This is a genomic window from Achromobacter sp. T5-5 (genome assembly GCF_055397965.1).
Genome location: NZ_AP027919.1, coordinates 4130074 through 4149779, shown reverse-complemented (window position 1 = coordinate 4149779; position 19706 = coordinate 4130074). Strand labels below are relative to the sequence as shown.

General features: G+C 69.6%; 22 protein-coding genes. 10 read left to right on the top strand and 12 right to left on the bottom strand.

Annotated elements, in window-relative coordinates; translation table 11 throughout:
• Positions 1–19: 19 nt before the first annotated feature.
• The 11 genes from ACZ50Q_RS18850 to ACZ50Q_RS18800 are packed head-to-tail and all read right to left on the bottom strand — an operon-like array spanning position 20 to position 9410.
• On the bottom strand, positions 20–2347 hold the full coding sequence (locus ACZ50Q_RS18850) for an MMPL family transporter (protein ID WP_464079267.1): 2328 nt from the start codon (positions 2345–2347) through the stop codon (positions 20–22).
• Positions 2331–2957, bottom strand: coding sequence for an outer membrane lipoprotein carrier protein LolA (locus ACZ50Q_RS18845; RefSeq protein ID WP_254792113.1), 627 nt, complete (start codon positions 2955–2957; stop codon positions 2331–2333). The genes ACZ50Q_RS18850 and ACZ50Q_RS18845 overlap by 17 nt, the downstream gene beginning before the upstream one ends.
• Positions 2954–3397 (bottom strand): acyl-CoA thioesterase, encoded by a 444-nt coding sequence (locus tag ACZ50Q_RS18840; protein WP_464079266.1) that lies wholly within the window; start codon positions 3395–3397, stop codon positions 2954–2956. Before ACZ50Q_RS18840 ends, ACZ50Q_RS18845 begins: the two co-directional genes overlap by 4 nt.
• Positions 3390–4313 carry an LpxL/LpxP family acyltransferase gene (locus ACZ50Q_RS18835; RefSeq protein ID WP_464079265.1) on the bottom strand — a complete coding sequence of 308 codons (924 nt, stop codon included), beginning with the start codon at positions 4311–4313 and terminating at the stop codon, positions 3390–3392. Before ACZ50Q_RS18835 ends, ACZ50Q_RS18840 begins: the two co-directional genes overlap by 8 nt.
• Positions 4310–5074, bottom strand: coding sequence for a glycosyltransferase family 2 protein (locus ACZ50Q_RS18830; protein WP_464079264.1), 765 nt, complete (start codon positions 5072–5074; stop codon positions 4310–4312). Before ACZ50Q_RS18830 ends, ACZ50Q_RS18835 begins: the two co-directional genes overlap by 4 nt.
• Positions 5061–6767: an ApeI family dehydratase gene (locus ACZ50Q_RS18825; RefSeq protein ID WP_464079263.1), complete on the bottom strand. Its 1707-nt coding sequence runs from the start codon at positions 6765–6767 to the stop codon at positions 5061–5063. The genes ACZ50Q_RS18830 and ACZ50Q_RS18825 overlap by 14 nt, the downstream gene beginning before the upstream one ends.
• Positions 6768–6770: 3 nt before the next feature.
• On the bottom strand, positions 6771–7319 hold the full coding sequence (locus tag ACZ50Q_RS18820; protein WP_464079262.1) for a COG4648 family protein: 549 nt from the start codon (positions 7317–7319) through the stop codon (positions 6771–6773).
• Complete coding sequence (locus tag ACZ50Q_RS18815; RefSeq protein ID WP_076521598.1) at positions 7316–7570, bottom strand: acyl carrier protein; 255 nt, start codon at positions 7568–7570, stop codon at positions 7316–7318. Before ACZ50Q_RS18815 ends, ACZ50Q_RS18820 begins: the two co-directional genes overlap by 4 nt.
• Positions 7571–7586: 16 nt before the next feature.
• On the bottom strand, positions 7587–7847 hold the full coding sequence (locus ACZ50Q_RS18810; protein ID WP_076521597.1) for a phosphopantetheine-binding protein: 261 nt from the start codon (positions 7845–7847) through the stop codon (positions 7587–7589).
• A complete protein-coding gene (locus ACZ50Q_RS18805) occupies positions 7828–8691 on the bottom strand; it encodes a lysophospholipid acyltransferase family protein (RefSeq protein ID WP_217646962.1) in 864 nt (287 codons plus the stop codon). Before ACZ50Q_RS18805 ends, ACZ50Q_RS18810 begins: the two co-directional genes overlap by 20 nt.
• Complete coding sequence (locus ACZ50Q_RS18800) at positions 8688–9410, bottom strand: beta-ketoacyl synthase chain length factor (RefSeq protein ID WP_464079261.1); 723 nt, start codon at positions 9408–9410, stop codon at positions 8688–8690. Before ACZ50Q_RS18800 ends, ACZ50Q_RS18805 begins: the two co-directional genes overlap by 4 nt.
• Positions 9411–9640: 230 nt before the next feature.
• Between ACZ50Q_RS18800 and ACZ50Q_RS18795 the strand changes: the two genes are divergently transcribed.
• The 6 genes from ACZ50Q_RS18795 (at position 9641) to ACZ50Q_RS18770 (ending at position 15288) form a co-directional block, all read left to right on the top strand.
• Positions 9641–10186 (top strand): 4'-phosphopantetheinyl transferase family protein, encoded by a 546-nt coding sequence (locus ACZ50Q_RS18795; protein ID WP_464079260.1) that lies wholly within the window; start codon positions 9641–9643, stop codon positions 10184–10186.
• 89 nt (positions 10187–10275) lie between these two features.
• Positions 10276–11493 carry an NO-inducible flavohemoprotein gene (gene hmpA, locus ACZ50Q_RS18790; protein ID WP_464079259.1) on the top strand — a complete coding sequence of 406 codons (1218 nt, stop codon included), beginning with the start codon at positions 10276–10278 and terminating at the stop codon, positions 11491–11493.
• A 56-nt stretch (positions 11494–11549) separates the two neighbouring features.
• Entirely contained in the window at positions 11550–11987 is a 438-nt protein-coding gene (locus ACZ50Q_RS18785) for an Rrf2 family transcriptional regulator (protein WP_092582169.1), read from the top strand.
• Positions 11988–12094: 107 nt separating this feature from the next.
• Positions 12095–13342, top strand: a complete 1248-nt coding sequence (locus tag ACZ50Q_RS18780; protein ID WP_464079258.1) for a D-amino acid dehydrogenase — start codon at positions 12095–12097, stop codon at positions 13340–13342.
• 103 nt (positions 13343–13445) lie between these two features.
• Positions 13446–14405, top strand: coding sequence for a proline dehydrogenase family protein (locus ACZ50Q_RS18775; RefSeq protein ID WP_464079257.1), 960 nt, complete (start codon positions 13446–13448; stop codon positions 14403–14405).
• A gap of 25 nt (positions 14406–14430) precedes the next feature.
• Complete coding sequence (locus ACZ50Q_RS18770; RefSeq protein ID WP_464079256.1) at positions 14431–15288, top strand: AraC family transcriptional regulator; 858 nt, start codon at positions 14431–14433, stop codon at positions 15286–15288.
• Here the strand turns inward: ACZ50Q_RS18770 and ACZ50Q_RS18765 are convergent.
• Positions 15231–15902, bottom strand: a complete 672-nt coding sequence (locus ACZ50Q_RS18765; RefSeq protein WP_464079255.1) for a flavodoxin family protein — start codon at positions 15900–15902, stop codon at positions 15231–15233. The genes ACZ50Q_RS18770 and ACZ50Q_RS18765 overlap by 58 nt on opposite strands.
• A 145-nt stretch (positions 15903–16047) precedes the next feature.
• Here ACZ50Q_RS18765 and ACZ50Q_RS18760 point away from each other — a divergent pair, with 145 nt between their 5' ends.
• From ACZ50Q_RS18760 to ACZ50Q_RS18745, 4 genes are all read left to right on the top strand, one after another.
• Positions 16048–16974, top strand: coding sequence for a LysR substrate-binding domain-containing protein (locus ACZ50Q_RS18760; RefSeq protein ID WP_464079254.1), 927 nt, complete (start codon positions 16048–16050; stop codon positions 16972–16974).
• Positions 16975–17039: 65 nt separating this feature from the next.
• Positions 17040–17945 carry a LysR family transcriptional regulator gene (locus ACZ50Q_RS18755; RefSeq protein WP_464079253.1) on the top strand — a complete coding sequence of 302 codons (906 nt, stop codon included), beginning with the start codon at positions 17040–17042 and terminating at the stop codon, positions 17943–17945.
• Between the two features lie 105 nt (positions 17946–18050).
• On the top strand, positions 18051–18680 hold the full coding sequence (locus tag ACZ50Q_RS18750; protein WP_464079252.1) for a glutathione S-transferase family protein: 630 nt from the start codon (positions 18051–18053) through the stop codon (positions 18678–18680).
• 29 nt (positions 18681–18709) lie between these two features.
• A complete protein-coding gene (locus ACZ50Q_RS18745) occupies positions 18710–19681 on the top strand; it encodes a pyridoxamine 5'-phosphate oxidase family protein (protein ID WP_464079251.1) in 972 nt (323 codons plus the stop codon).
• Positions 19682–19706: the final 25 nt, after the last annotated feature.

The window sequence follows — 19706 nt, the reverse complement described above, 5'->3', positions numbered from 1 at the left end:
GCGTGATGAGAGGAAAGCGTCAGCGCCCGCGGGGCGGGCCGATCCACGGCGCCCACAGCAGCGAAAAGGCCACGCCAAGCGCCACGGCCAGCCCGAAGTTGGCAATGGCGGGGGTCTGGCTGAGGGCGAGCAGTCCGAACGACAGCAGCGTCGTGACCGCGCCCAGGAGAATACCCACCAGGCTGGCGGCCGCGCCCGCGACGCGCTCGAACATGAAGATCGCGTAATCCACCCCGATGGCGGACACCAGCAGCAGGCCGAACAGGCTGAACAGCGTCAGGGGCTGGCCAAGATAGCCCAGCGCGGCGAGGCTGCAGGCAGTGGCCGCCAGGGGCACGGCCAGGATGCGCCAGGTCGCCGCGCGGCCCAGCGTCAGCAGCAGCAGCACCGCGGCGGCCACATAGGAAATGAGCTTGAGTTCGGCGGCTTCGATCCGGGTGGCGGCGAACATGCGGTTGAGTTCGCCGCTGCGGTCGACCAGGCTGACGCCCGGCGCGTCCTGCGCCACGGCGGCCAGGGCCGCCGGGTCGCGCAGGCCGAGCAGGGTGATCATGCCCGCGTATTCGCCGCCATGTTGGCCCAGCCACAGCGCGCGCCAGCGTTCGGCCTGGGGGCCGCGCAGCGCGTCGTCGATCGTGAGCGGGGGCAGCGCCGCGAGCGACTGCAGCGCTTGCGCGATGACCTCGAAAGGAATGCCGAGGTCGGTCATGGCTTTCCAGGTCTGCGGTTGTGCGGCCAGGGCGGCCAGCCTGCCGCGCAGGGCCTCCTGCTCGGCGGCCGGCGACACGAGCTGGCTCAGTGCGTTGTACGAGGCCAGTCCGCCGTCGCGCACCAGCGCATCGAGCCGCTGGGCGACGCGCGCCTGTCGGCGCAACAGTTCATCGGGATCGCGGGCGCGCACCAGGAAGAACTGGCTGGTGGGCACGACGCCGGTGATGTCGCCGATCTGCCTGGCCTGCTCCATCAGGGGCGCCGGCAGGCTCAGCCACTGGCGCAGGTCGTCCTGGATGCCAAGCCGCGCAATGCCGCCCGCGACGCCCGCCGCCACCAGGGCCGCGCCGATCCACAGGACGCCGCGCCGGGCGGCCAGCCGTTCGCGCGTGCGCAGCGCACGCTGGGCAAAGCCCAGCAGGGGCAGCCAGGGGCGTGGCCGCCAGCCGCGCATCCAGGCAGGAAGCTGGCACACGGTGCATGCATAAGCGCCCAGCAGGCCGGCCGCCGAGAACACGGCGGTCTGGGTCAGCGCCGGGAACGGCGTGAACGCCAGCGCGAGGTAGCCCACCAGGCTGGCGGCCAGGCTGATGGTCAGGCCGGGGAGCACCCGGCGCAAGGCCGGCCAGGCTTGCCAGTCCGGCATCCCAAAGCTCTTTCCCAGCCAATGCATGGGGAAGTCCACGGCCACGCCGATCAGGCTGGCGCCGATGACGAGCGTGAGGACGTGGATGGAGCCAAATACGGCGACGCACGCGACCACGCCGGTCACCAGCCCCACGGCCACGGGCACGAACGCCAGCAGCACGCGCCAGCGGCGCATCGCCAGCAGCAGCACCAACACGATGCCGATGGCGGCGCCGGTTCCGATCCAGCCGCTTTCGGCGACGGCCTGGGCCTTGCCGGCCGCGGCATACAGGGGGCCGCCCGCCACCAGCAGCTCGGCGCCCGCCGCGCCCAAGACCGCTTGATCCTGGTCGATCTGCGCCGCAATGCGTTGCGGCGCGTCGGCGTCGAAGGCGTCGCCGCGCGTATCGGCGCGCACGAGCACCCAGCGCCGGCCGCCCTGTTCGGCCTGCAACGTGCCCGAACCCATGTCGAAATGCACCAGTCCGCCGGGCCGCAGCGCCTGTTCGGCGCGGCGCGTCAGCCCCAGCCAGTCCTGATCGGCGGGCACCAGGCCCGACGAGGAGAAGGGATCGGACAGCTCGCGGGCACGGCGCTGCGCGTAGGCCGCGGGGTCGTTTTCCAGTTGCTGGCGGTCCGCCAGCGGGAGCATGGCCAGGCGGCCCGCCAGGAGGTGCTCGCGCAGGGCGGCCAGGTCGACGTTCAGGTCCACCTGCACCTGGGAGAACAGGCCGCTGTCCGTCCACCGCTTTGCCAGCAGACGCGCCGGTGGCACAGGATCGGCGCCGTCGCGCGCGGCGACCAGCGCAATGAGCTGGCGCGACAGCGGTTCCTGGATGCGGCTCTCGGCCAGCCGCCGCGTGGCGTCAACGGACGCCTGCGGCACCAGCTCCATCAGATTGGCGGAAACCGGCCAGCCGTTGCGGCACTGCCAGGCGCCGGCCAGCAGCACCAGCAGCAGCCCCAGCTTGAACAGGCGGGGCAGCCAGCGTTCAGTCCGCGAACGCACGCTCTTCCTCGGGGGTCAAGGCTTGCGCGGCGACGGCGCCGGTCATCTGCAGCACGCTGCGGTCGCCTTGGGTTTCACGCAGTTCGATGCGGTCAACGAGCGCGCCGCCATCGATCCGGATGGTGTCGAAGATCTGGCGCAGCAGCGCCGAGCGCGGTGTCAGGGTCAAATGCCAGTCGGTGGACTCGCCCGTCAGCGCCAGGTCGAAGTTTTCCTGCAGCGCGCGGGTGTCGCCGGCCAGCACGGAAAGAAAGAGCTGGTTCTCGCGGCCGCCGCCCGTCTGCTGGGGGAGCTTTATCCAGGCGCCGGACTCGTCCCGGCGCGAGATGCCGTTGGCATCGATGCGCAGGTCCTGCGCGATGGGCGTGCGCAGCAGCCATAGCAGGCCTTTTCCGGCCGCCAGCGTGAAGTCGCCGCGGCTGGTCAGGGGCTGGGGCAGCGAGCGCAGGAATTTCTGCTGCACGAACTGGCCGCGCACGATCGGCGTGGCGCGCAGTTGTGCCCGCAGGTCGTCCAGGTCGAAGGCCGCGGCCGTCAGGGGCAGCAGGGCCAGCGCCAGCAGGCAGGCGAGCCGCTTCCAGAACGGGCGGGGGGTGGGAATGCGCATCATGTGCCGGCCTCCAGGGACTGGAGCTTGCTTCGGACCGCGGCGACGAAGACCTCGGGCGAGGCCAGTTGCATCTCGCCGCTGGCCAGGCAGACCGCCACCTGCTCCGACGTGGCGCGCGTCAGCCGCTGGCCGGTGTCCGCGTCCTGGATCAGGTAGTTGATCTTGAGCCGATGTTCCCATTCCACCAGTTCGGCGCGCACAACCAGCCGTTGGCCGAACTGCGCCGGCTGGGCGTAACGCAGGTGCAGGTCGATCACCGGCCACACATAGCCGCTGGCGCGCATGGCGCCGTAATTGTGGCCAAGGCTGTCCAGCAGCTCGCAGCGCGCCTGCTCCAGGTATTTCACGTAGTGACCATGCCAGACGACATTGATCGAATCGACGTCGAAAAAGGGCACGCGAATTTCGACTTCCGCGCCGATGGCGCCGCGTTTACGCATCGTCTTTCCAGAAGGGGTAGAAGTTGAACCACTGCAGCGGGGCCAGTCGGCAGTGCGCCGCGAGGCGGTCGGCATAGCGCTGCGCCCAGTCGGCGATCCGTTGCTGGCGCGTCGCGCGCGTCCAGGCGATGCCGTCCGACAGGCGCTCCATCGACACGCGGTATCGGTCGCCCTGGCGGGTGCAGAACAGCAGATTCACCGGGCAGCCCAGCAACCCGGCCAGCAGCCAGGGGCCCTGGGGCAGTCGCGCGGCGGCGCCCAGGAATTGCACCGGCACCGTGCGGTCGCCCTGCAGGGGCACGCGGTCGCCGGCGATGGCCAGCCATTCGCCCCGATCGAGGCGTTGCGCCAGATCGAGCATGACGGCCGCGTCCAGCTCGCTGACCTGGATCATGCGCAGCCCGCCGCCGGCTTCATCGAGCAGGCGGTTGAAGTGGACGGCATGTTTGCTGTGGACCAGCACGTTCAATCTGAGCGCGCCGGTCTGCTCGGCAAGCGCGCGGCAGATCTCAAGGTTGCCCAGGTGCGAACCCACCAGGATCTGGCCGCGGCCATGGCCCATCTGGCCGTGCAGGCCATCCGGGTCGGCGATGTCCAGTTGGGCCATGGTGATCCTGCCCTGCCAGACGTCCAGCTTGTCGAGCATGGCGGTGGCGAAGGCCAGGTATTGCCGGTAGACAGGAAAGGCGCGAGGCAGCGGCGCGACGGGGCCGCCGGCGTTCACCAGGCGCCGCTGATACGCCGCGATCGCGCGACGGGCGCGTGCGCCGAAGGCATAGAAATACAGCACGACGAGCCAGACCACGGGCGCGACGGTGCGCCGGCCCAGCCTGCGCGCGGCCCAGGCCGTCAGGCGCATCAGCGCCGGATGGCCGCGTTCCCGCTGCCCCGCCCAATGGCTGTCGGGGGCGCTCATGGACGGACGCTCCCGGTCAGGCGGCGCCACAGCAGGGCTGGCGATCGGGCCAGCATCCCGAAAAACAGCCGCGCATGCATGCGGCTGATCAGCAGGTTGTCCTGCAGCCCCTTGAAATGCGAGATGCCGCCTTCGGGATAGACGACGCGCGTCGGCAGCCACGCCATGGGCATGCCGCGCCAATGCAGCCGCACCAGGATGGCGATGTCGAAATCCATGCGCCGGCCGACATGGGCGCCGTCGATCACGGGCAGGACGCCGGCCAGCGGATAGATGCGAAAGCCGCACATGGCGTCGGGGATGTCGAACGACAAGGTGTTGATCCATACCCAGACGCGGGTCAGCCAGCGGCCGTAGAGGCGGCTGCGGGGCACGTCGTCGCCGTACACCGGCGCGCCGCAGATCACCGCGTCCGGCCTGGCGCGCGAGGCGCTGGAAAATGCCGTCACGTCCTGCAGCGCGTGCTGGCCGTCGGCGTCCACCTGCAGCGCATGCGTGTAGCCCAGCGCGCGGGCGGCGCGCAATCCGTCCTGGACCGCCGCGCCTTTGCCGCCATTGACCGGGCGGCGCACGAGCCGTATGTCGGCCCGCATACCGGGCTGCGCGGCCAACTGGTCCAGCACCGCCGCGCACGCCGGGTCCGAGCCGTCATCGACCAGCACGCAGGGCAGGCCCTGCGCCGTCAGTTGCGCCACCACCGCGGACACGGTGCCGCCGTGGTTGAACACGGGGATGACGGCGCACAGCTTATGCGGCGCCATGGTCCGCCCCTTGGAGAATGCGTCCCGACGAGCAGGGCGAGCCGTCCACCGTGAACGCGAAATACAGCTTTTGCCGGTCCGCATCCCATTTCAGCGCCAGGGCGGCGGTGTCGCCCGGGCGCAGGAGACGCTGGAACTTCAGCGCCTCCATGCCGGCAAAGCTCAGTTCCGGCTTCAGGTCGCGCTGGGCAAGCGACATGGCCCAACTGATCTGGGCCACGCCCGGCACCACGGGCGCGACCGGAAAGTGACCGCTGAAGTACGCCAGGTCATAGGGAATGTCGAGCGTGTAGCGCCGCTCGTTGTCCGGCAAGGCCGCTACGTCCGTGGGGATGGCGACGGGCGCCAGCGGGCGCGGGCCGGCCGCGGCGTCGAACTCGGCTTGCGGCAGCTTGCCTTGCGCGTTGGCGGGCAGATCCCGGAAGAATCTCCAGCCGCGGGGCACCGCCAGCGATTCGAAGCGCGTGGCCAAATGGGCCCGCAAGGCATCGACCACGGCTGCGCGGCCCTGGTTGCGCAGCGCATGCAGGCCATGGGCCGTCAGCGCCACCAGCGCCGTCAGGCGCGGCGCGCCGGCCGCCTTGCCCACGCGCACGTCGGCGACGTAGGCGTGTTCAGTCAGTGCGTGTTCCAGCATGGGCAGCGACACACGCTTTTCTTCGATCTTCACGATGCGGTCCAGGCGGCCCAGCAGCCGGAAGCCGCCGGCCGTGAGCTCGGCGCCGTCCGCGGTCTGGCGGTCGTCGGCATGGACCCATGGCGATGCGACGCGCAGGGCGCCGTCGCCGTTCACGTCCACGGTCACGCCGGGCAGCGGCTGCCAGTCCGCATCGCCGGTGCGCCAGGCCACCGCGCCGGTTTCCGAGCTGCCGTAGATTTCCGTGGGACGCAGGCCGAGCGACCGCGCGATGTCATCGGACACGTCCCGCTGCAAGGCGCCGCCCGACGAGTGGATGCGGGTCAGCTTGCCGCGCAACTGCGCCCAGTCCAGGCGCTGGCCCAGACGCCGCAGCAGGGCCGGGCTGGCGATCCAGGTGAAGGAGGGATGGCGCAGGCTGGCCTGCTGCAGGTCTTCGGGGTAGAGGCGCTGCGGCCGGTCGATCTGCCGGCCCGCGCACAGCGGCCACAAGACGCGGAAGGGCAGGCCGTACATGTGCTGCGCCGACACGCTGCCCAGCACGGGCGCCTGCGGGTCGGGCCATTGCTGCTGCAGCGCCTGCACTTCCTGCGCCAGTTGGCCCCAGGTCTTGGCAATGTGCTTGGGCGTGCCGCTGGAACCGGAGGTGCACAGCACCAGGGTCTGCGACGCATCCAGTTCCGCCGGTTCGAGGGGCGGATGTTCATGCAGGTCGGCCAGCCGCCACTGGCGGGCGGCGGGCAAGGGCAGTGCGGTGTCGGTCAGCCACGCGTCGACGGTGACGTCCAGGCCCTGGCAGGTCTGGGCCTGGCGGTCGCCCGGCAGCACGGCCACCACGCCCGCGCGCCAGCAGGCGAACAGCGCGCAGGCGAGTTCGGCCGCGTCGTCGAACCAGAGCGCCGCGCGCCGCAGCGAGCGGGCGCGCAGCGTGCCCGCGATGCGCAGGCTGGCCTGGGCGAAGGCGTCACGGGTCAGCAGGGGCGAATCGGCGACCGGGGCGTTGCCGTCGCCGGGCATGGCCGGCAACAGCAGGCGGGGCAGGGGCGTCCAGGCCATGGTTCAGGCCGCCTTGGCCATGGCCGGGCGCAGCAGCCACTCGCCGGCGGCCATCAATCCCATCAGCACATAGCTGACGCAGCCGTTGTAGGCCACCCACCAGCTCCAGGGCCCCCAGACCGCCAGCGCGGCCGCGATCGAGCCATTCAGCGCGAAAAAGACGCACCATGCGCGGGTGACGTTCCGGGTATAGCGCACGCCTTCGGGCGGCAGCGCCGGATGGCGCAATCGCGCCAGGCGTTCGACGACGGGCTGCGGGCCGCGCAGGCTCATGCCGAAGATGGCCAGCATCAGGCCATTGACCAGCACGGGATACCAGCGCAGCCAGCTTTGCGAATCGGAGATGGCGAGGATCAGGCAGAAGACCAGGGCGACGGCCGGCAGGAGGCGGTCGCCGGGCTGCGTGGCGCGCGCCGTGAGCGCGCGCGCCAGCCAAAGCAGCGCCAGCGGCAACGCGAGCCAGGCGGCGCTGACCCTGTCCAGCGTCGCATAGACGAGGAACGGGTAGGCCACGGCGGCGGCGGCCAGCGCGGCCGCGACGCCACGTTTCATGCGGCGGGATCCTGCTTTTGCCACATCGCCTGGACCACGTCCTCGACGGTGCGGACCGTGCGGAAATCATTGGCGTCCAGCTTGCGGCCGGTCTGCCGGCGGACGTGGTCGATGAGGTCGATCGCGTCGATGCTGTCGATTTCCAGGTCGGTGTACAGGTGAGCGTCGGGCGTGATCCGTTCCGGTTCGATCTCGAACAGTTCGACCAGCGCGCCGCGCAGCGTATTGAATATTTCTTCGCGGGTATGCATCGTGACTCCGTGTGCGTCAGTCGCGGCGTTGCGCTGTGACAAATGCCGCCAGGCTGGCAATGCTGGCGAAATGCTCGCGCATGTTGCGCGTTTCGGGATCCATGGTGATGGCGTAGCGCTTTTGCAGCGCCAGGCCCAGCTCCAGCGCATCGACCGAATCCAGGCCCAGCCCGTCGCCGAACAGCGCGGCCTCGCGGTCGATGTCGTCGGGGGTGATGTCTTCCAGTCCCAGGGACTCGATGACGAGCGTTTTCAGCTCAAGTTCCAGTTGATTCATCCAGCTTTGACTCCACTTCCACCGTCTGGGGCGACAGCGCGTTCATTGAGGCGCCGTCCGGCGCGCTGCGCGCCAGTTCGGCTTCGAAATAGGCATGCAGATAGGCATTCATCTTGCGGCCGGCGATGGGCAGCGGATGCACGGCGCTCCAGGTCGTCGGATCGATGTCCTCGCCGACCTCGATGACATAGCGCATGCGGGAAGGCGGAATGCGGTACCAGGGCTCGCCCTTGGTCAGGCTGCGCGGATTCATGCGGATGACGACCGGCGTCACGACCCGCGCGCCGCGCAAGGCAATCGCGCAGGCCCCGCGATGGAACTGCGGCAGGGCGCGGGGCGGCGTGCGCGTGCCCTCGGGAAATACGATCAGCGTTTCGCCATTGCGCAGCACGTCCGCGGCGCGATCGAACATGTCGAAGCTTTCGTCATTGGTGATGTAGCCCGCGCTTGCCACTGGCCCGCGGGTAAAGGGATTGGTCGCCAGGCCGTGCTTGACGATGCAATTGGCGTTCTTGACGTGCCCGACCAGGAACACCACGTCCAGCAGCGACGGATGATTGGCAAGAATCATCTGGCCCGGACGGCCCAGGCGTTCGGCGCCCTTGAATTCCACGGTCAGGATGCCCACGCGCACCATGAAGCGGATGAACAGCCTGAAGGTGCCATGCAGCGCCCAGCGTGCCCGGCGCTGCCGGTCGTGGCGGTCGCCCGGCAACAGCCGTTGAGGCGGGAACACCATCAGGCGCAGCAGCACGCCGCCCAGGCCGAACAGGGTGAAGGCCATGCCGGTGGCGACCAGGCGCCAGAGCCAGAAATCCTGGCGGACTTGTGCCGTGGTGTTCATGCGTTGCGTGTCCAGGTCCATTGGCGGGTGCGGTTGGCGTGCCGCCAGCTTGGGGTCCGCAGCGCGAGATGGCGAAGGAGGTTCAAGGGATTGGGCCAGATCTGCGGCGCAGCGTCGCCGGGGGTGGCGGGGCTGGGCGCGAGCGCCCAGTCCGTGCCCGGGCGCAGCCGGAAGGCGGCGGCGTAAGAGAACGGCACATCGTCCACCCACGGGGCGTAGGGGCGGGGCGGTTGTTCTTCGGCCAGCACCACGAGCACGTTGTCATGGCCTTGATCGAACAGCATGGCCGCTTCAATAAAGGCGTGTTCCAGGCCGTCGTCCTCGACGGCAATCGCGACGGACTCGGCGGTGTCGCGGCGTATGATCGACCACTGCGCGGCGATCGCATTGTGGACCGACAGTCCGAATGCGGTGGGGGACAGCGGTTCGTCCGCCGCCAGCGATTCCAGCAGCCCGAAGTTGCGCGACGTTTCTCCGTGGCGCGAGGCGAATACGAACGGCATGTCCGGATATCCGTCGGCCAGCGGCCAGGCGCAAGCAAAGACGCCGCGGGCCAGGGGGCTGAGGCGGCGGCGTTGCATGGGGGGCAGGAAGTCGAGGCGGGGGGCGCTTTGATCTCCGAGGGGGCAGTAGGGGTGTTCGGCCCAGTGCTGCCAACGGCTCGGGTCTTGAAATCCGTGCGTCCAACCTTGCCAGTGCGCGATTGAGAACGTCAACATAGCGCGCGATTCTACTATGGCGAATACGGCCTGAAACGATTTAAACAGTTACAAATTACACAAAATAACCCATATTACCGATAATTTTATCCAAAAGTTACTTTTAAGCCGTGAGCGTTCAGGAACTTTTAATCTGGTGGGCAGATCAAAGCGCCGCCTCTCAATACCGGGTTGAACACCTGTCTGCGGACGACCTCCGGCGGGCGGCGGCGATCCGTAGCGGCAAGGCGATGCAAGACTGGAAAGTCAGCCGCGCGCTGCTGCAGCACCTGCGCCGCGCAGGGCCGGTTCCCGGGGCAACGTCCCTGAGCCACAGTGGCGGACATGCTGTTTGCGCGACGGCGCCGCCCGGCTGGAAGATCGGCATCGACCTGGAGGCCATCCGGCCACGCAACGTGGACGGGCTTGCGCAGTGGGTCTGTTCGCCAGGCGAACGCGAGGCATTGGCCGACTTGCAGGGCGAAGCGCGCCTGCAACACTTCTATCGGCTCTGGACACTAAAAGAAGCCTTCATTAAAGGAGCGGGGCTGGATTTTCCCGCGGACATGGCCTGCGTGGGCTTGTCCGGGTCGCCGGAAAGCCCGCTGCTGCGCGCGCCCGGGGGCGCGTGGCAGGCGTGTTCCTACCGCATCGGAAGCGATTGGGTGGCCTCGGTGGTGTGGCAGGCCCCGCAGGATCGAGCCGCGGACGCGGTGGCGCCGCAATGGATCTGCCTGCCCGCTTGCACCTTGCCGCCGCCCGAGCCGTTTGGCCGCTGGCGCTCCGATTCAGACTGATCCTAGCTGCGATTTTTCTGTCCGCCCTTAAAGATGTATTATGAATATATGTTTAAAGGCGAGCACGATCGCCATTCAAGGAGCCGTAGATGTTGAGTCCCCAAGTCCGCGAGCTGGTCAAGGCCACCGCCCCTGTCCTGAAGGTCCATGGCGTGGCCCTGACGAAGCACTTTTACGCGCGCATGTTCCAGCACAATCCGGAACTCAAGCACGTGTTCAACCAGGCCCACCAGGCCGGCGGCGCGCAGCAGCATGCGCTGGCCGGCGCGGTAACCGCCTATGCGGAGCACATCGACGATCCCTCCGTGCTGATGCCGGTGGTGACGCGCATCGTGCACAAGCACGTCAGCCTGGGTATCCGGCCCGAGCACTACGCCATCGTGGGCAAGCATCTGCTGGCGTCCATCCGCGAAGTGCTGGGCGCCGCCGCCACGGACGAACTGGTGGATGCGTGGGCCGCCGCCTACGGGCAGTTGGCCGATCTGCTGATTGCCGAAGAGGCGCGCCTGTACGCGGAATCGGCCAACAAGCCGGGCGGCTGGACCGGCTGGCGCGCGTTCCGCGTGGTGGGCAAACAGCCGGAAAGCGCCGAGATCACCTCCTTCTATCTGGCGCCGGCCGATGGCGGCACGGTGCCGGCGTACCGGCCGGGGCAGTACGTGTCGGTGCGCGTCTATGTGCCGGAACTGGGACTGATGCAGCCGCGCCAGTACAGCCTGTCGGACGCGCCGGGGCAGGATCGCCTGCGCATCTCGGTCAAGCGCGAACCCGCGGGCGACCAGACGCCGGCGGGGCGCGTGTCCAATGCGCTGCACGACCGCCTGGAAGAGGGCGGCGTGCTGGACGTGGCGCCGCCGCAGGGCGATTTCCACCTGCGCGAAGACGGCGACGCGCCGGTCGTGCTGCTGAGCGGGGGCGTGGGGCTGACGCCGATGGTGTCGATCCTGAACCATCTGGTGCGGGCCAACGACGATCGGCAGATCCGCTTCGTGCACGGCTGCCGCAACCGGTCGGTGCATGCCATGCGCGACCACGTGAACGATATCGCCGCGTCGCGCGCCAATGTGCGCAAGGCGGTGTTCTACGAAGAGGTGGCCCATGGCGACCAGCCTGGCCGCGATTACGACCACAAGGGGCGGGTCGACCTGCACGCCATCCGCGAGGAGGCCATCGTGCCGGGCGCCGATTACTACCTGTGCGGCCCGGCTGCTTTCATGCGGGCGCAGCGCGAGGCGCTGCTGGGCCTGGGCGTGGCCGAAGACCGCATCCACGCCGAGGCATTCGGCACCGGCGGCGTCGCCGCCTGAGCGGTGTATCCTGGCGGCCTGATGTTTCCGGGCCGCCCGGTCTCCGCCCCACAGCCATGCAACTGACCCGATTCACCGACTTCGGCCTGCGCGTCCTGATGTACCTGACGCAATGCCGCGACCGGCCCGCCGCCGTCACGATCCCCGAGATCGCGGACCGCTTCGCCTTGTCGCGCAACCATCTGGTGAAGGTGGTGCATTTCATGTCGCAGCGCGGCTGGGTCAGCACCTCGCGCGGCAAGGGCGGGGGCCTTGCGCTGGCGCATCCGGCCACCCACTACCGGGTCGGCGACCTGGTGCGCGAGCTGGAACAGCAGGGACCGCTCATCGACTGCCGCGAGCCGCCCTGTGCGCTGGACGGCGTGTGCCGGCTGGCGGGCGTGCTGGCGCAAACGCTGCAGGCGTTCTACGACGCGCTCAATGCCTACACGCTGGCCGATCTGGTGCGCGAGCCGACCGCCGCCGCCATCATCAAGCTGCACCGGATCGCCTGATCCCAGGGCATGAAGTTTGGTTATGGCCCCTGCGGCGTTTGGCATTTGCCGGCGCGGGGGACCCCGTTACAGAATGGACCGGTTCGCGGTCTTTTTTGGATAACGGTATGCGCGTTTGCGTGATTGGCGCGGGCGTCGTCGGTGTGACGTCGGCCTATTTCCTGGCGCGCCAGGGTCATGAAGTGGTGCTGGTCGACAGCCAGCCCCGTCCGGCGGAAGTCTCCAGCTATGCCAACGGCGGTCAGCTCAGCTACAGCTATGTGGCGCCGCTGGCCGGCCCCGGCGTGCTGCCCAGCGTGCCGGGCTGGCTGCTGCGCCAGGATTCGCCGCTGCGTTTCCGGCCCCGGCTGGATCCGCACCAATGGCGCTGGTGCCTGCAGTTCGCGCTGGCCTGCCGCGCGTCGGTGGCCAAGGCGTCCACGGCGCAGATGCTGACGCTGTCCTACCTCAGCCGGGACGTGATGCATTCCCTGCTCGAACAGGAAGACCTGGCCTTCGGGCACCTGAAGAACGGCAAGCTCATTGCGTACCGCAGCGCTGAACTGCTCGATAAGGCGCGCGCGCTGGTGGCCTACCAGGCCGCGCACGGCGCGGACCAGCAGGTGCTGGACGCCGCCCAGACCGTGGCGCGCGAGCCGGCGCTTGCCGGCATGGGCGCCAGCCTGGCGGGCGCCATCTATACGCCTAGCGAAGAAGCCGGCGACTGCCGACAGTTCACCGAGGCGCTGTTCGATCGCCTGCAGACCCTGGGCAACGTCGAGTGCGCCATGGCCAATCCCGTGTCCGGCCTGCAGCGCGAAGGCCGCCGCATCGTCGCGGTCAACACGCGCGATGGCGATATCGGCGCCGACGCCGTGGTGCTGGCCACCGGCATCGGCACGCGCGCCTTGCTCAATCCGCTGGGCCACGACGTGCCGCTGTACCCCCTGAAGGGCTACAGCCTGACCGTCCCGCTGGCCGATGACGACAACGTGGCGCCGCGCATCAGCGTGACCGATTACGAGCGGCGCATCGTCTATGCCCGCGTGGGCAGGGTGCTGCGGATCGCGGCCATGGTGGACATCGGCAGCAACAACGCCGACATCGACCCGGCGCGCATCGGCCTGCTCAAGCGCCAGGTGCGCGAAGCCTTCCCGCAACTGGACCTGAGCCAGGCCATCCCGTGGGCCGGACTGCGGCCGGCCACGCCCACCGGCAAGCCGCTGATCGGCCGCAGTCACGCCGCCGACAATCTCTGGCTGAACGTCGGCCAGGGCGCGCTGGGCTTCACCCTGGCCTGCGGCAGCGCGGCGCTGCTGACCGCCCAGATGGGCGGGCTGGAGCTGCCGCTGGATCCCGCGCCGTTCCGGCCCTGATCCAGGCCTGATCGGAATCCCGGCATGTCCCGGCGTCCGTTCACGGGCGTTCAAGACAGCCTTTCGCCGTCGCTGCATAGTGGCCGCTTTGCGCGGTGAGGCGATGAGCATTTTCCAGAGAACCACGATTGCGTTGGCGCGCAGCCCGGCGGTCGGGCAGGCGATGCGGGCGATGGCCGCCCGGACCTCGCTGGCCCGCCGGTTCGTCGGCGGCGCCGACGTGCACGAGGCCGTGCGCACGGCCGTGAGGCTGCGCGAGGCGCATGGCATCCGCGCATCGCTCTTCTACCTGGGCGAGTACGTCGCGGACCGGGCCGCCATCGCGCACAACGTCGATCAGGCCATCGGCGCATGCAAGGCGTTGGCCGACGCCGGCCTGGACGTGCACGTGTCCGTCGACCCCACCGCCATCGGCTACATGCGCGATGACGAGCTGGGCGAGGACAACGCGCGGCGCATCGGCATGGCGGCGCAAGGCGCCGCACGCGGGGGACGCGGCTGCCTGATGCTGGATATGGAAGATTCCGCCATCCGCGACCGCACCTGCGCGCTGCATCGCCACTTGCTGGAAGCGGGCGTCCCCGCCGGGCTCACGCTGCAGGCGCGGCGCCGCCGCACGCCGGAAGACCTGGCCTGGGCGATTCGCCAGCGGACCTCGCTGCGGCTGGTGAAGGGCGCGTTCCCGGAGCGGGCGCTGGATCACGCGGGGCGCGCGCGCATCGACCTGGCCTATCTGGACGCGGCCGCCATCATGCTGTCGCGCGAGGCGCGGGACTCGGGCTTCTACCCGGTCTTCGGCACGCACGACGACCGGCTGGCGGGCGCCATCATCGACCTGGCGCGCGAACGTGGCTGGTCCCCCGCCGACTTCGAATTTGAAATGCTCTACGGCGTGCGCCCGGACTGGCAACTGGCGCTGCGCGGATTGGGCTATAACGTCAGGGTCTATCTCCCGTTCGGCGCGGACTGGTGGCCGTATGCCATCCGGCGCGTCGGAGAAAACCCTCGCAACGCGTGGCTGCTGGCCCGATCCCTGACGTCGGATGGTCGCTACTTCGGATAGCCGCGAGACGGCTGACCCTCTACCCATGGCGGTTTCTCAACACATCTGGCATTGCGGCGCGGGCCTGCCCGGCGACGTGCTGATCGCGGACCTGCGTGCCTATCGCTACGCGCCGCATTTCCATGACGCCTGGGCCATCGGCGCGGTCGAGCAGGGCTGCTGCGAATTCACGGTGCAAGGCGCGCCCTACACCGCGCGGGCAGGCGAGCTCGTGGTGATCGCCCCGGGACAGGTGCACACCGGCGGCACGGCTGCCGGGTCGCTGGCGTACCGCATGGCCTATCTCGACCCCGCCTGGTTCCAGGACCACGAGCGGGCGCTGGATGCGCATGGCGTGCGGCGGGCCGGGCCGGTGATCGCCGATGCCGCGCTGTGCGCAACCTGGCTGAATGCGCTGACAGCCGACGAGATTCCCGCCGCGCAGCGCCGCGCGCGCATGTCGGCGGCCGTGTTCGGCCTGCTGGCCGCGCATGGCCGGACGCCGGACGGCGGCAACGAGGGCGGCTGTGTAGCGTCGGGCGACCCTGCCGGCGTCGCCGACCTGGCCGACATGGCCGACGTGTGCGCCTTGCTGCGCGAACGCATGGCCGCCGATCCGGCCTGCGCGCCGGACCTGGAGGCGCTGGCGCAGGCGCAGGACCGGCACCGCACCACGCTGGTCAAGCAGTTCGCGCGGCGCTATGGCCTGCCGCCGCAGGCGTGGCTGCGCAACTGGCGGGTGGCGCGCGCCCGCGCGTTGCTGCGCGGCGGCCTGCCGCTGGCCGACGCCGCGCAGGCGGTGGGCTTTGCGGACCAGGCGCATCTGACGCGCGTGTTCAAGCAGGTCTATGGCAGCCCGCCCGGCGTGCTGCTCAAGGCGGGCGCGGGCTCCCAGACGTTGTGACGGCGGGGCGTCTCGATCCGGTAGTCGGAGTATTTGCGGGTGAAGAACTCGGCGCCCAATGTCTGCGCGGCCGCCAGGGGCTGGCGCGGATCGCGCGCGATCTCGCCGCGCTTGTTGCCCGCGCCGTGCACGTAGCCGACAAAGTCGGAATGGGTGTAGCGCGCATATTCCTGGACCTGGTGCACGATGCCCAGCGCCGCGCCGGGATAGGTTTCTTCCGAGGCGACCGCCAGGCCCAGCCGCTTGCCGGTCATGCGCGCCATGACGCGCTGCGGCTCGGGGCCCGACCCGGCGTAATGGCTGAACGACCGGTCGAAGAATGCCTTGGCCTGCGCCGACATTCCATACCAATAGACGGGCGTGCAGAGCAGCATGCCGTCGGCGGGCAGAAAGTGTTCCAGGAAGAGTTCGGCGTAACGGTCCGCCGGCGCGCGGGCGTGCCGCAGGTCCGGCAGGAAGCCGTGAATGTAGTCATCGAGAAAGAGCAGGGTGGCGGCGGTGCCGGCGGCCTCGGCCCCGCGCAGGGCGGCCTTGCCCAGCGCGGCGCTGTTGCCATCGCGGCGCGGACTGCCCACCAGAATGAGCAGCCGGTTCGATTGCTGATTTGAATTCATGCTTGGCTCCCGCAAGAGTGATTGGAAACGATCTTCATGGCCATGTTTCAGGCCATGTTGCAGGCTATGTTGGCCGCAAGCCGCCGCCGCGACAAATGACCATTCCTGGATTAAGCTGAATCAAATTCATCCAGGTATGCCGCCGATGTTTGCCACGCTTCCCGTCACCGCACTACGCACCTTCGAGGCTGCCGCGCGCCTGCGCAGTTTCAAGCTGGCCGCGAACGAGCTGTCGGTCACGCCTACCGCCGTCTCCCATCAGGTCAAGGCGCTGGAGCGCCACGTGGGGTGCGCGCTGTTCGATCGCGTGCCGCGCGGCGTGCGCCTGACCGACAAGGGCGCGCGCCTGTTTGCGGGCGTGCATGGCGCCCTGCTCGATGTGGCGCAGGCGCTGGACGCATTGCGCCCCGCGCCGGCGTCGGGCGCGCTGACCGTCTCCACCACGCACTCCTTCGCCGCGCTCTGGCTGGTGCCCCGGCTGGGGCGTTTCCATCAGGCGCATCCCCAATACCAACTGCGCCTGGACGCGACGCCCGACCCCGTCGACCTGCTCCAGGACGCCAGCGTGGACGTGGCCATCCGCTACAGCCTCGAGCGCTATCCCGCGCTGCACGCGGCTTGCGCGCTGCCGGAGTGGTTCGGCGTGTACGGCGCGCCGGCCCGCATCGCGCAGGCAGGACGGCGAGCGCCCGCGCTGGTGACGGTGCGCTGGCGCGATTCGCCACTCTATGAGCAGGGGTGGCAGGCGTGGTGCGACGCGGCGGGCCTGCCGGCATGGCGCCGCCCGGCCGCCGAGCATGCCTATACCGAGGAACACTACGCCTTGCAGGCCGCCATCGCCGGGCAGGGACTGGTGCTGGCCAGTTCGGTGATGGTGTCCGACAGCGTGGCTGCCGGCACCCTGGTGCCGTTCCGGCCGGAGATCCGCGTCGCGGGCTCGGCCTACACCGCGCTGTGCGCCCCGGGGCGCGAGCGTCACCCGCCTGTCAAGGCGTTTCTGGCGTGGCTGCGCAAGGAGTTCCGCGGCCAGGCGCTGCGCGGCGGGCAGGACAAGGCGGACGCTCGCGGGTAAATTGCAGGCAACGGCGCGAGACGCGACGCCACCACGCATGACAAGACTACGGAGCCCGTCCCGCTGTGAACCGATTCCATGAGATGACGGTATTTCTTGCCGTGGCCGACGCGGGCAGCTTTGCCGCGGCGGCGCGGCGCATGCAGATGTCGGCGCCCACCGTGACGCGCAGCGTCGCCGCGCTGGAGCGCCGCCTGGGCGCGTTGCTGCTGGTGCGCACGACGCGCAGCCTGCGCCTGACCGAAGCGGGCCAGCGTTATGCGGCCGACTGCCGCCGCATTCTGGACGACGTCGAACAGGCGGACGACGCGGCGGCGGGGGCCATGGCCGCGCCGCGCGGCGCGCTCGCCATCACGGCGCCCGCGCTGTTCGGCGAACTGCACGTCATGCCGGCCGTGCTGGGCTATCTGCGCGAGCATCGCCAGGTTTCGGTACGTGCGCTGCTGGTGGATCGCGTGGTCAATCTCGTGGACGAGGACATCGACGTGGCCGTGCGCATCGGTGCGCTGCCGGATTCCTCGCTGACCGCGGTGCCGGTCGGCCACGTGCGCCGCGTGGTCTGCGCATCGCCGGATTTCCTGCGCGAGCGCGGCGTGCCCGAAACCCCGGACGCCCTGCATCGCTTTTGCACGATCACCGCGGCGATGGAGGGCAGGGGGCCGCAGTGGCGTTTCGTGCAGGACAACCAGATCCAGCGGCTCAACGTGCAGTCCCAGCTCACCGTCACCTCGTTCCAGGCGGCGGTCATGGCCGCCCGCGAGGGCTGGGGCCTGACGCAGGTGATGTCCTACCAGGTGGCGCCGCACCTGGCCAGCGGCGCGCTGCAGGTGGTGCTGCGTGAATTCGAGATGCCGCCGGTGCCGGTCCACGTGGTGTATCCGGAAGGGCGCAAAAGCTCGGCCAAGGTGCGCAGCTTCGTGGAATTCTGCGTCCAGGCCCTGCGCCGGGACCTGGACGCACTGCCGGCCTGACGGGCTTTATTTCATGTACGGCAAGAGTGTCTTGCCGGCGCCGGCCGTTCCCGATCCGGCCGGCGCGCCCCAAGATGGAGCCCTGAATCCACCTGGGAGCCCGCCGTGCCGTCCACCCCCCTGAAGTTCTACCGTTACCCCTTGTCCGGCCACGCGCATCGCGTCGAGCTGATGCTGTCCCTGCTCGACGTGCCGCATGAGGCCGTCGACGTGAACCTGCGCCAGCGCGAGCAGAAGCGGCCCGAATTCCTGGCGCTCAATGCCTTCGGGCAGGTCCCGGTGATCGATGACAACGGCGTCGTGGTCGCCGATTCGACCGCCATCCTGGTGTACCTGGCCAAGCGCTATGGCGGGCAGGCCTGGTTGCCGCAGGATCCCGTGGGGGCGGCCGCGGTCCAGCGCTGGCTGTCGGTGGCGTCCGGGCCGCTGGCCGCCGGCCCTGCGTCGGCGCGCCTGGTGACGCTGTTCGGCGCGCCGCTCGACGCGGACGCCACGCTGGCGCGCGCGCATGCGCTGCTTGCCGTCATGGAAGGCGAACTGCGCCAGCGCGATTTCCTGGCGGGCGATGCTCCGACGATTGCCGACGTGGCCTGCTATGCCTACGTGGCGCATGCGCCGGAAGGCAACGTGTCGCTGGCGGACTATCCGCATATCCGCGCGTGGCTCGACCGGATCGAGCATCTGCCGCGCTTCGTGCCCATGGCGTCGTCCGCCGTGGGACTGCTCGCGGCCTGAGGCCGGGCGCCCGCCGCAAGGAGACCATCATGAATTCTTCCGAAACCCCCGCACCCTCGCCGTGGCACGCCGGCGAACGCCAATTGCAGGACCACACGGGCGTGGCCGCGCGCATGGACCTGGTCGGACGCAAGGTCATCCGCGACTACATGCCCGACCAGCACCGCGAGTTCTTCGCGCAGCTTCCATTCCTGGTGGCGGGCGCCGTCGATGCGCAGGGCGATCCCTGGGCCGGCATCCTGGAAGGGGAGCCCGGTTTTGCCGCGTCGCCCGACCCGCACACGCTGCGCATCGCCGCGATGCCCGACACGGACGATCCGCTGCGCGCCGGACTGGGGCCGGGCAAGGCGGTGGGGCTCCTGGGCATCGAGCTGCATACGCGCCGGCGCAACCGCATGAACGGCCGCATCCAGGCCTGGGATGGCAAGCGTTTCGACGTGGTGGTGGCGCAATCCTTCGGCAATTGCCCGCAGTACATCCAGTCGCGCGACTTCTATTTCTCGCGCTCGCCGTCGCTGCGCTTTGCCGCGGCGCTGCCCGGACAGGCCGGACTGGACGCGGCGGCGCGCGCGCTGATCGCGGCGTCCGACACCTTCTTCGTCGCCAGCTACGTCGACCGCGAGGACGGCGACGGCGGCCGGAGCGTGGATGTCTCGCATCGCGGCGGCAAGCCCGGCTTCGTGCGGGTGGACGGCGACGTGCTGACGATTCCGGATTTTTCGGGCAACCGCTTTTTCAACACCTTGGGCAACCTCGTGGCCAATCCCGTGGCCGGACTGCTCTTCATCGACTTCGAGCGCGGCGACGTGCTGCAACTGACCGGGCGGGCGGAAGTGGTCCTGGACGGCCCCGAGATCGCGCAATTCGAGGGCGCCGAACGCCTGTGGCGCGTCCATGTGCGCCGGGTGGTGCGGCGGCCGGGGGCACTGGCCTTGCGCTGGCGCTTCGAGTCGTGGTCGCCGACGGCGCTCGCGACCGGCCACTGGCCCGCGGCGGCCTAGGGCGGGGATGCTGGCCGGCCGTGGC

Bases quoted from the DNA above. Each gene is read 5' to 3' on its own strand.
- ACZ50Q_RS18810 (WP_076521597.1), bottom strand. From the start codon at position 7,847: ATGAATCAACTGGAACTTGAGCTGAAAACGCTCGTCATCGAGTCCCTG.
- ACZ50Q_RS18780 (WP_464079258.1), top strand. From the start codon at position 12,095: ATGCGCGTTTGCGTGATTGGCGCGGGCGTCGTCGGTGTGACGTCGGCC.
- ACZ50Q_RS18765 (WP_464079255.1), bottom strand. From the start codon at position 15,902: ATGAATTCAAATCAGCAATCGAACCGGCTGCTCATTCTGGTGGGCAGT.
- ACZ50Q_RS18745 (WP_464079251.1), top strand. From the start codon at position 18,710: ATGAATTCTTCCGAAACCCCCGCACCCTCGCCGTGGCACGCCGGCGAA.
- ACZ50Q_RS18795 (WP_464079260.1), top strand. From the start codon at position 9,641: ATGCAAGACTGGAAAGTCAGCCGCGCGCTGCTGCAGCACCTGCGCCGC.
- ACZ50Q_RS18845 (WP_254792113.1), bottom strand. From the start codon at position 2,957: ATGATGCGCATTCCCACCCCCCGCCCGTTCTGGAAGCGGCTCGCCTGC.
- ACZ50Q_RS18770 (WP_464079256.1), top strand. From the start codon at position 14,431: ATGGCGGTTTCTCAACACATCTGGCATTGCGGCGCGGGCCTGCCCGGC.
- ACZ50Q_RS18775 (WP_464079257.1), top strand. From the start codon at position 13,446: ATGAGCATTTTCCAGAGAACCACGATTGCGTTGGCGCGCAGCCCGGCG.
- ACZ50Q_RS18760 (WP_464079254.1), top strand. From the start codon at position 16,048: ATGTTTGCCACGCTTCCCGTCACCGCACTACGCACCTTCGAGGCTGCC.
- ACZ50Q_RS18815 (WP_076521598.1), bottom strand. From the start codon at position 7,570: ATGCATACCCGCGAAGAAATATTCAATACGCTGCGCGGCGCGCTGGTC.
- ACZ50Q_RS18800 (WP_464079261.1), bottom strand. From the start codon at position 9,410: ATGTTGACGTTCTCAATCGCGCACTGGCAAGGTTGGACGCACGGATTT.
- hmpA (WP_464079259.1), top strand. From the start codon at position 10,276: ATGTTGAGTCCCCAAGTCCGCGAGCTGGTCAAGGCCACCGCCCCTGTC.
- ACZ50Q_RS18805 (WP_217646962.1), bottom strand. From the start codon at position 8,691: ATGAACACCACGGCACAAGTCCGCCAGGATTTCTGGCTCTGGCGCCTG.
- ACZ50Q_RS18825 (WP_464079263.1), bottom strand. From the start codon at position 6,767: ATGGCCTGGACGCCCCTGCCCCGCCTGCTGTTGCCGGCCATGCCCGGC.
- ACZ50Q_RS18830 (WP_464079264.1), bottom strand. From the start codon at position 5,074: ATGGCGCCGCATAAGCTGTGCGCCGTCATCCCCGTGTTCAACCACGGC.
- ACZ50Q_RS18840 (WP_464079266.1), bottom strand. From the start codon at position 3,397: ATGCGTAAACGCGGCGCCATCGGCGCGGAAGTCGAAATTCGCGTGCCC.
- ACZ50Q_RS18820 (WP_464079262.1), bottom strand. From the start codon at position 7,319: ATGAAACGTGGCGTCGCGGCCGCGCTGGCCGCCGCCGCCGTGGCCTAC.
- ACZ50Q_RS18785 (WP_092582169.1), top strand. From the start codon at position 11,550: ATGCAACTGACCCGATTCACCGACTTCGGCCTGCGCGTCCTGATGTAC.
- ACZ50Q_RS18835 (WP_464079265.1), bottom strand. From the start codon at position 4,313: ATGAGCGCCCCCGACAGCCATTGGGCGGGGCAGCGGGAACGCGGCCAT.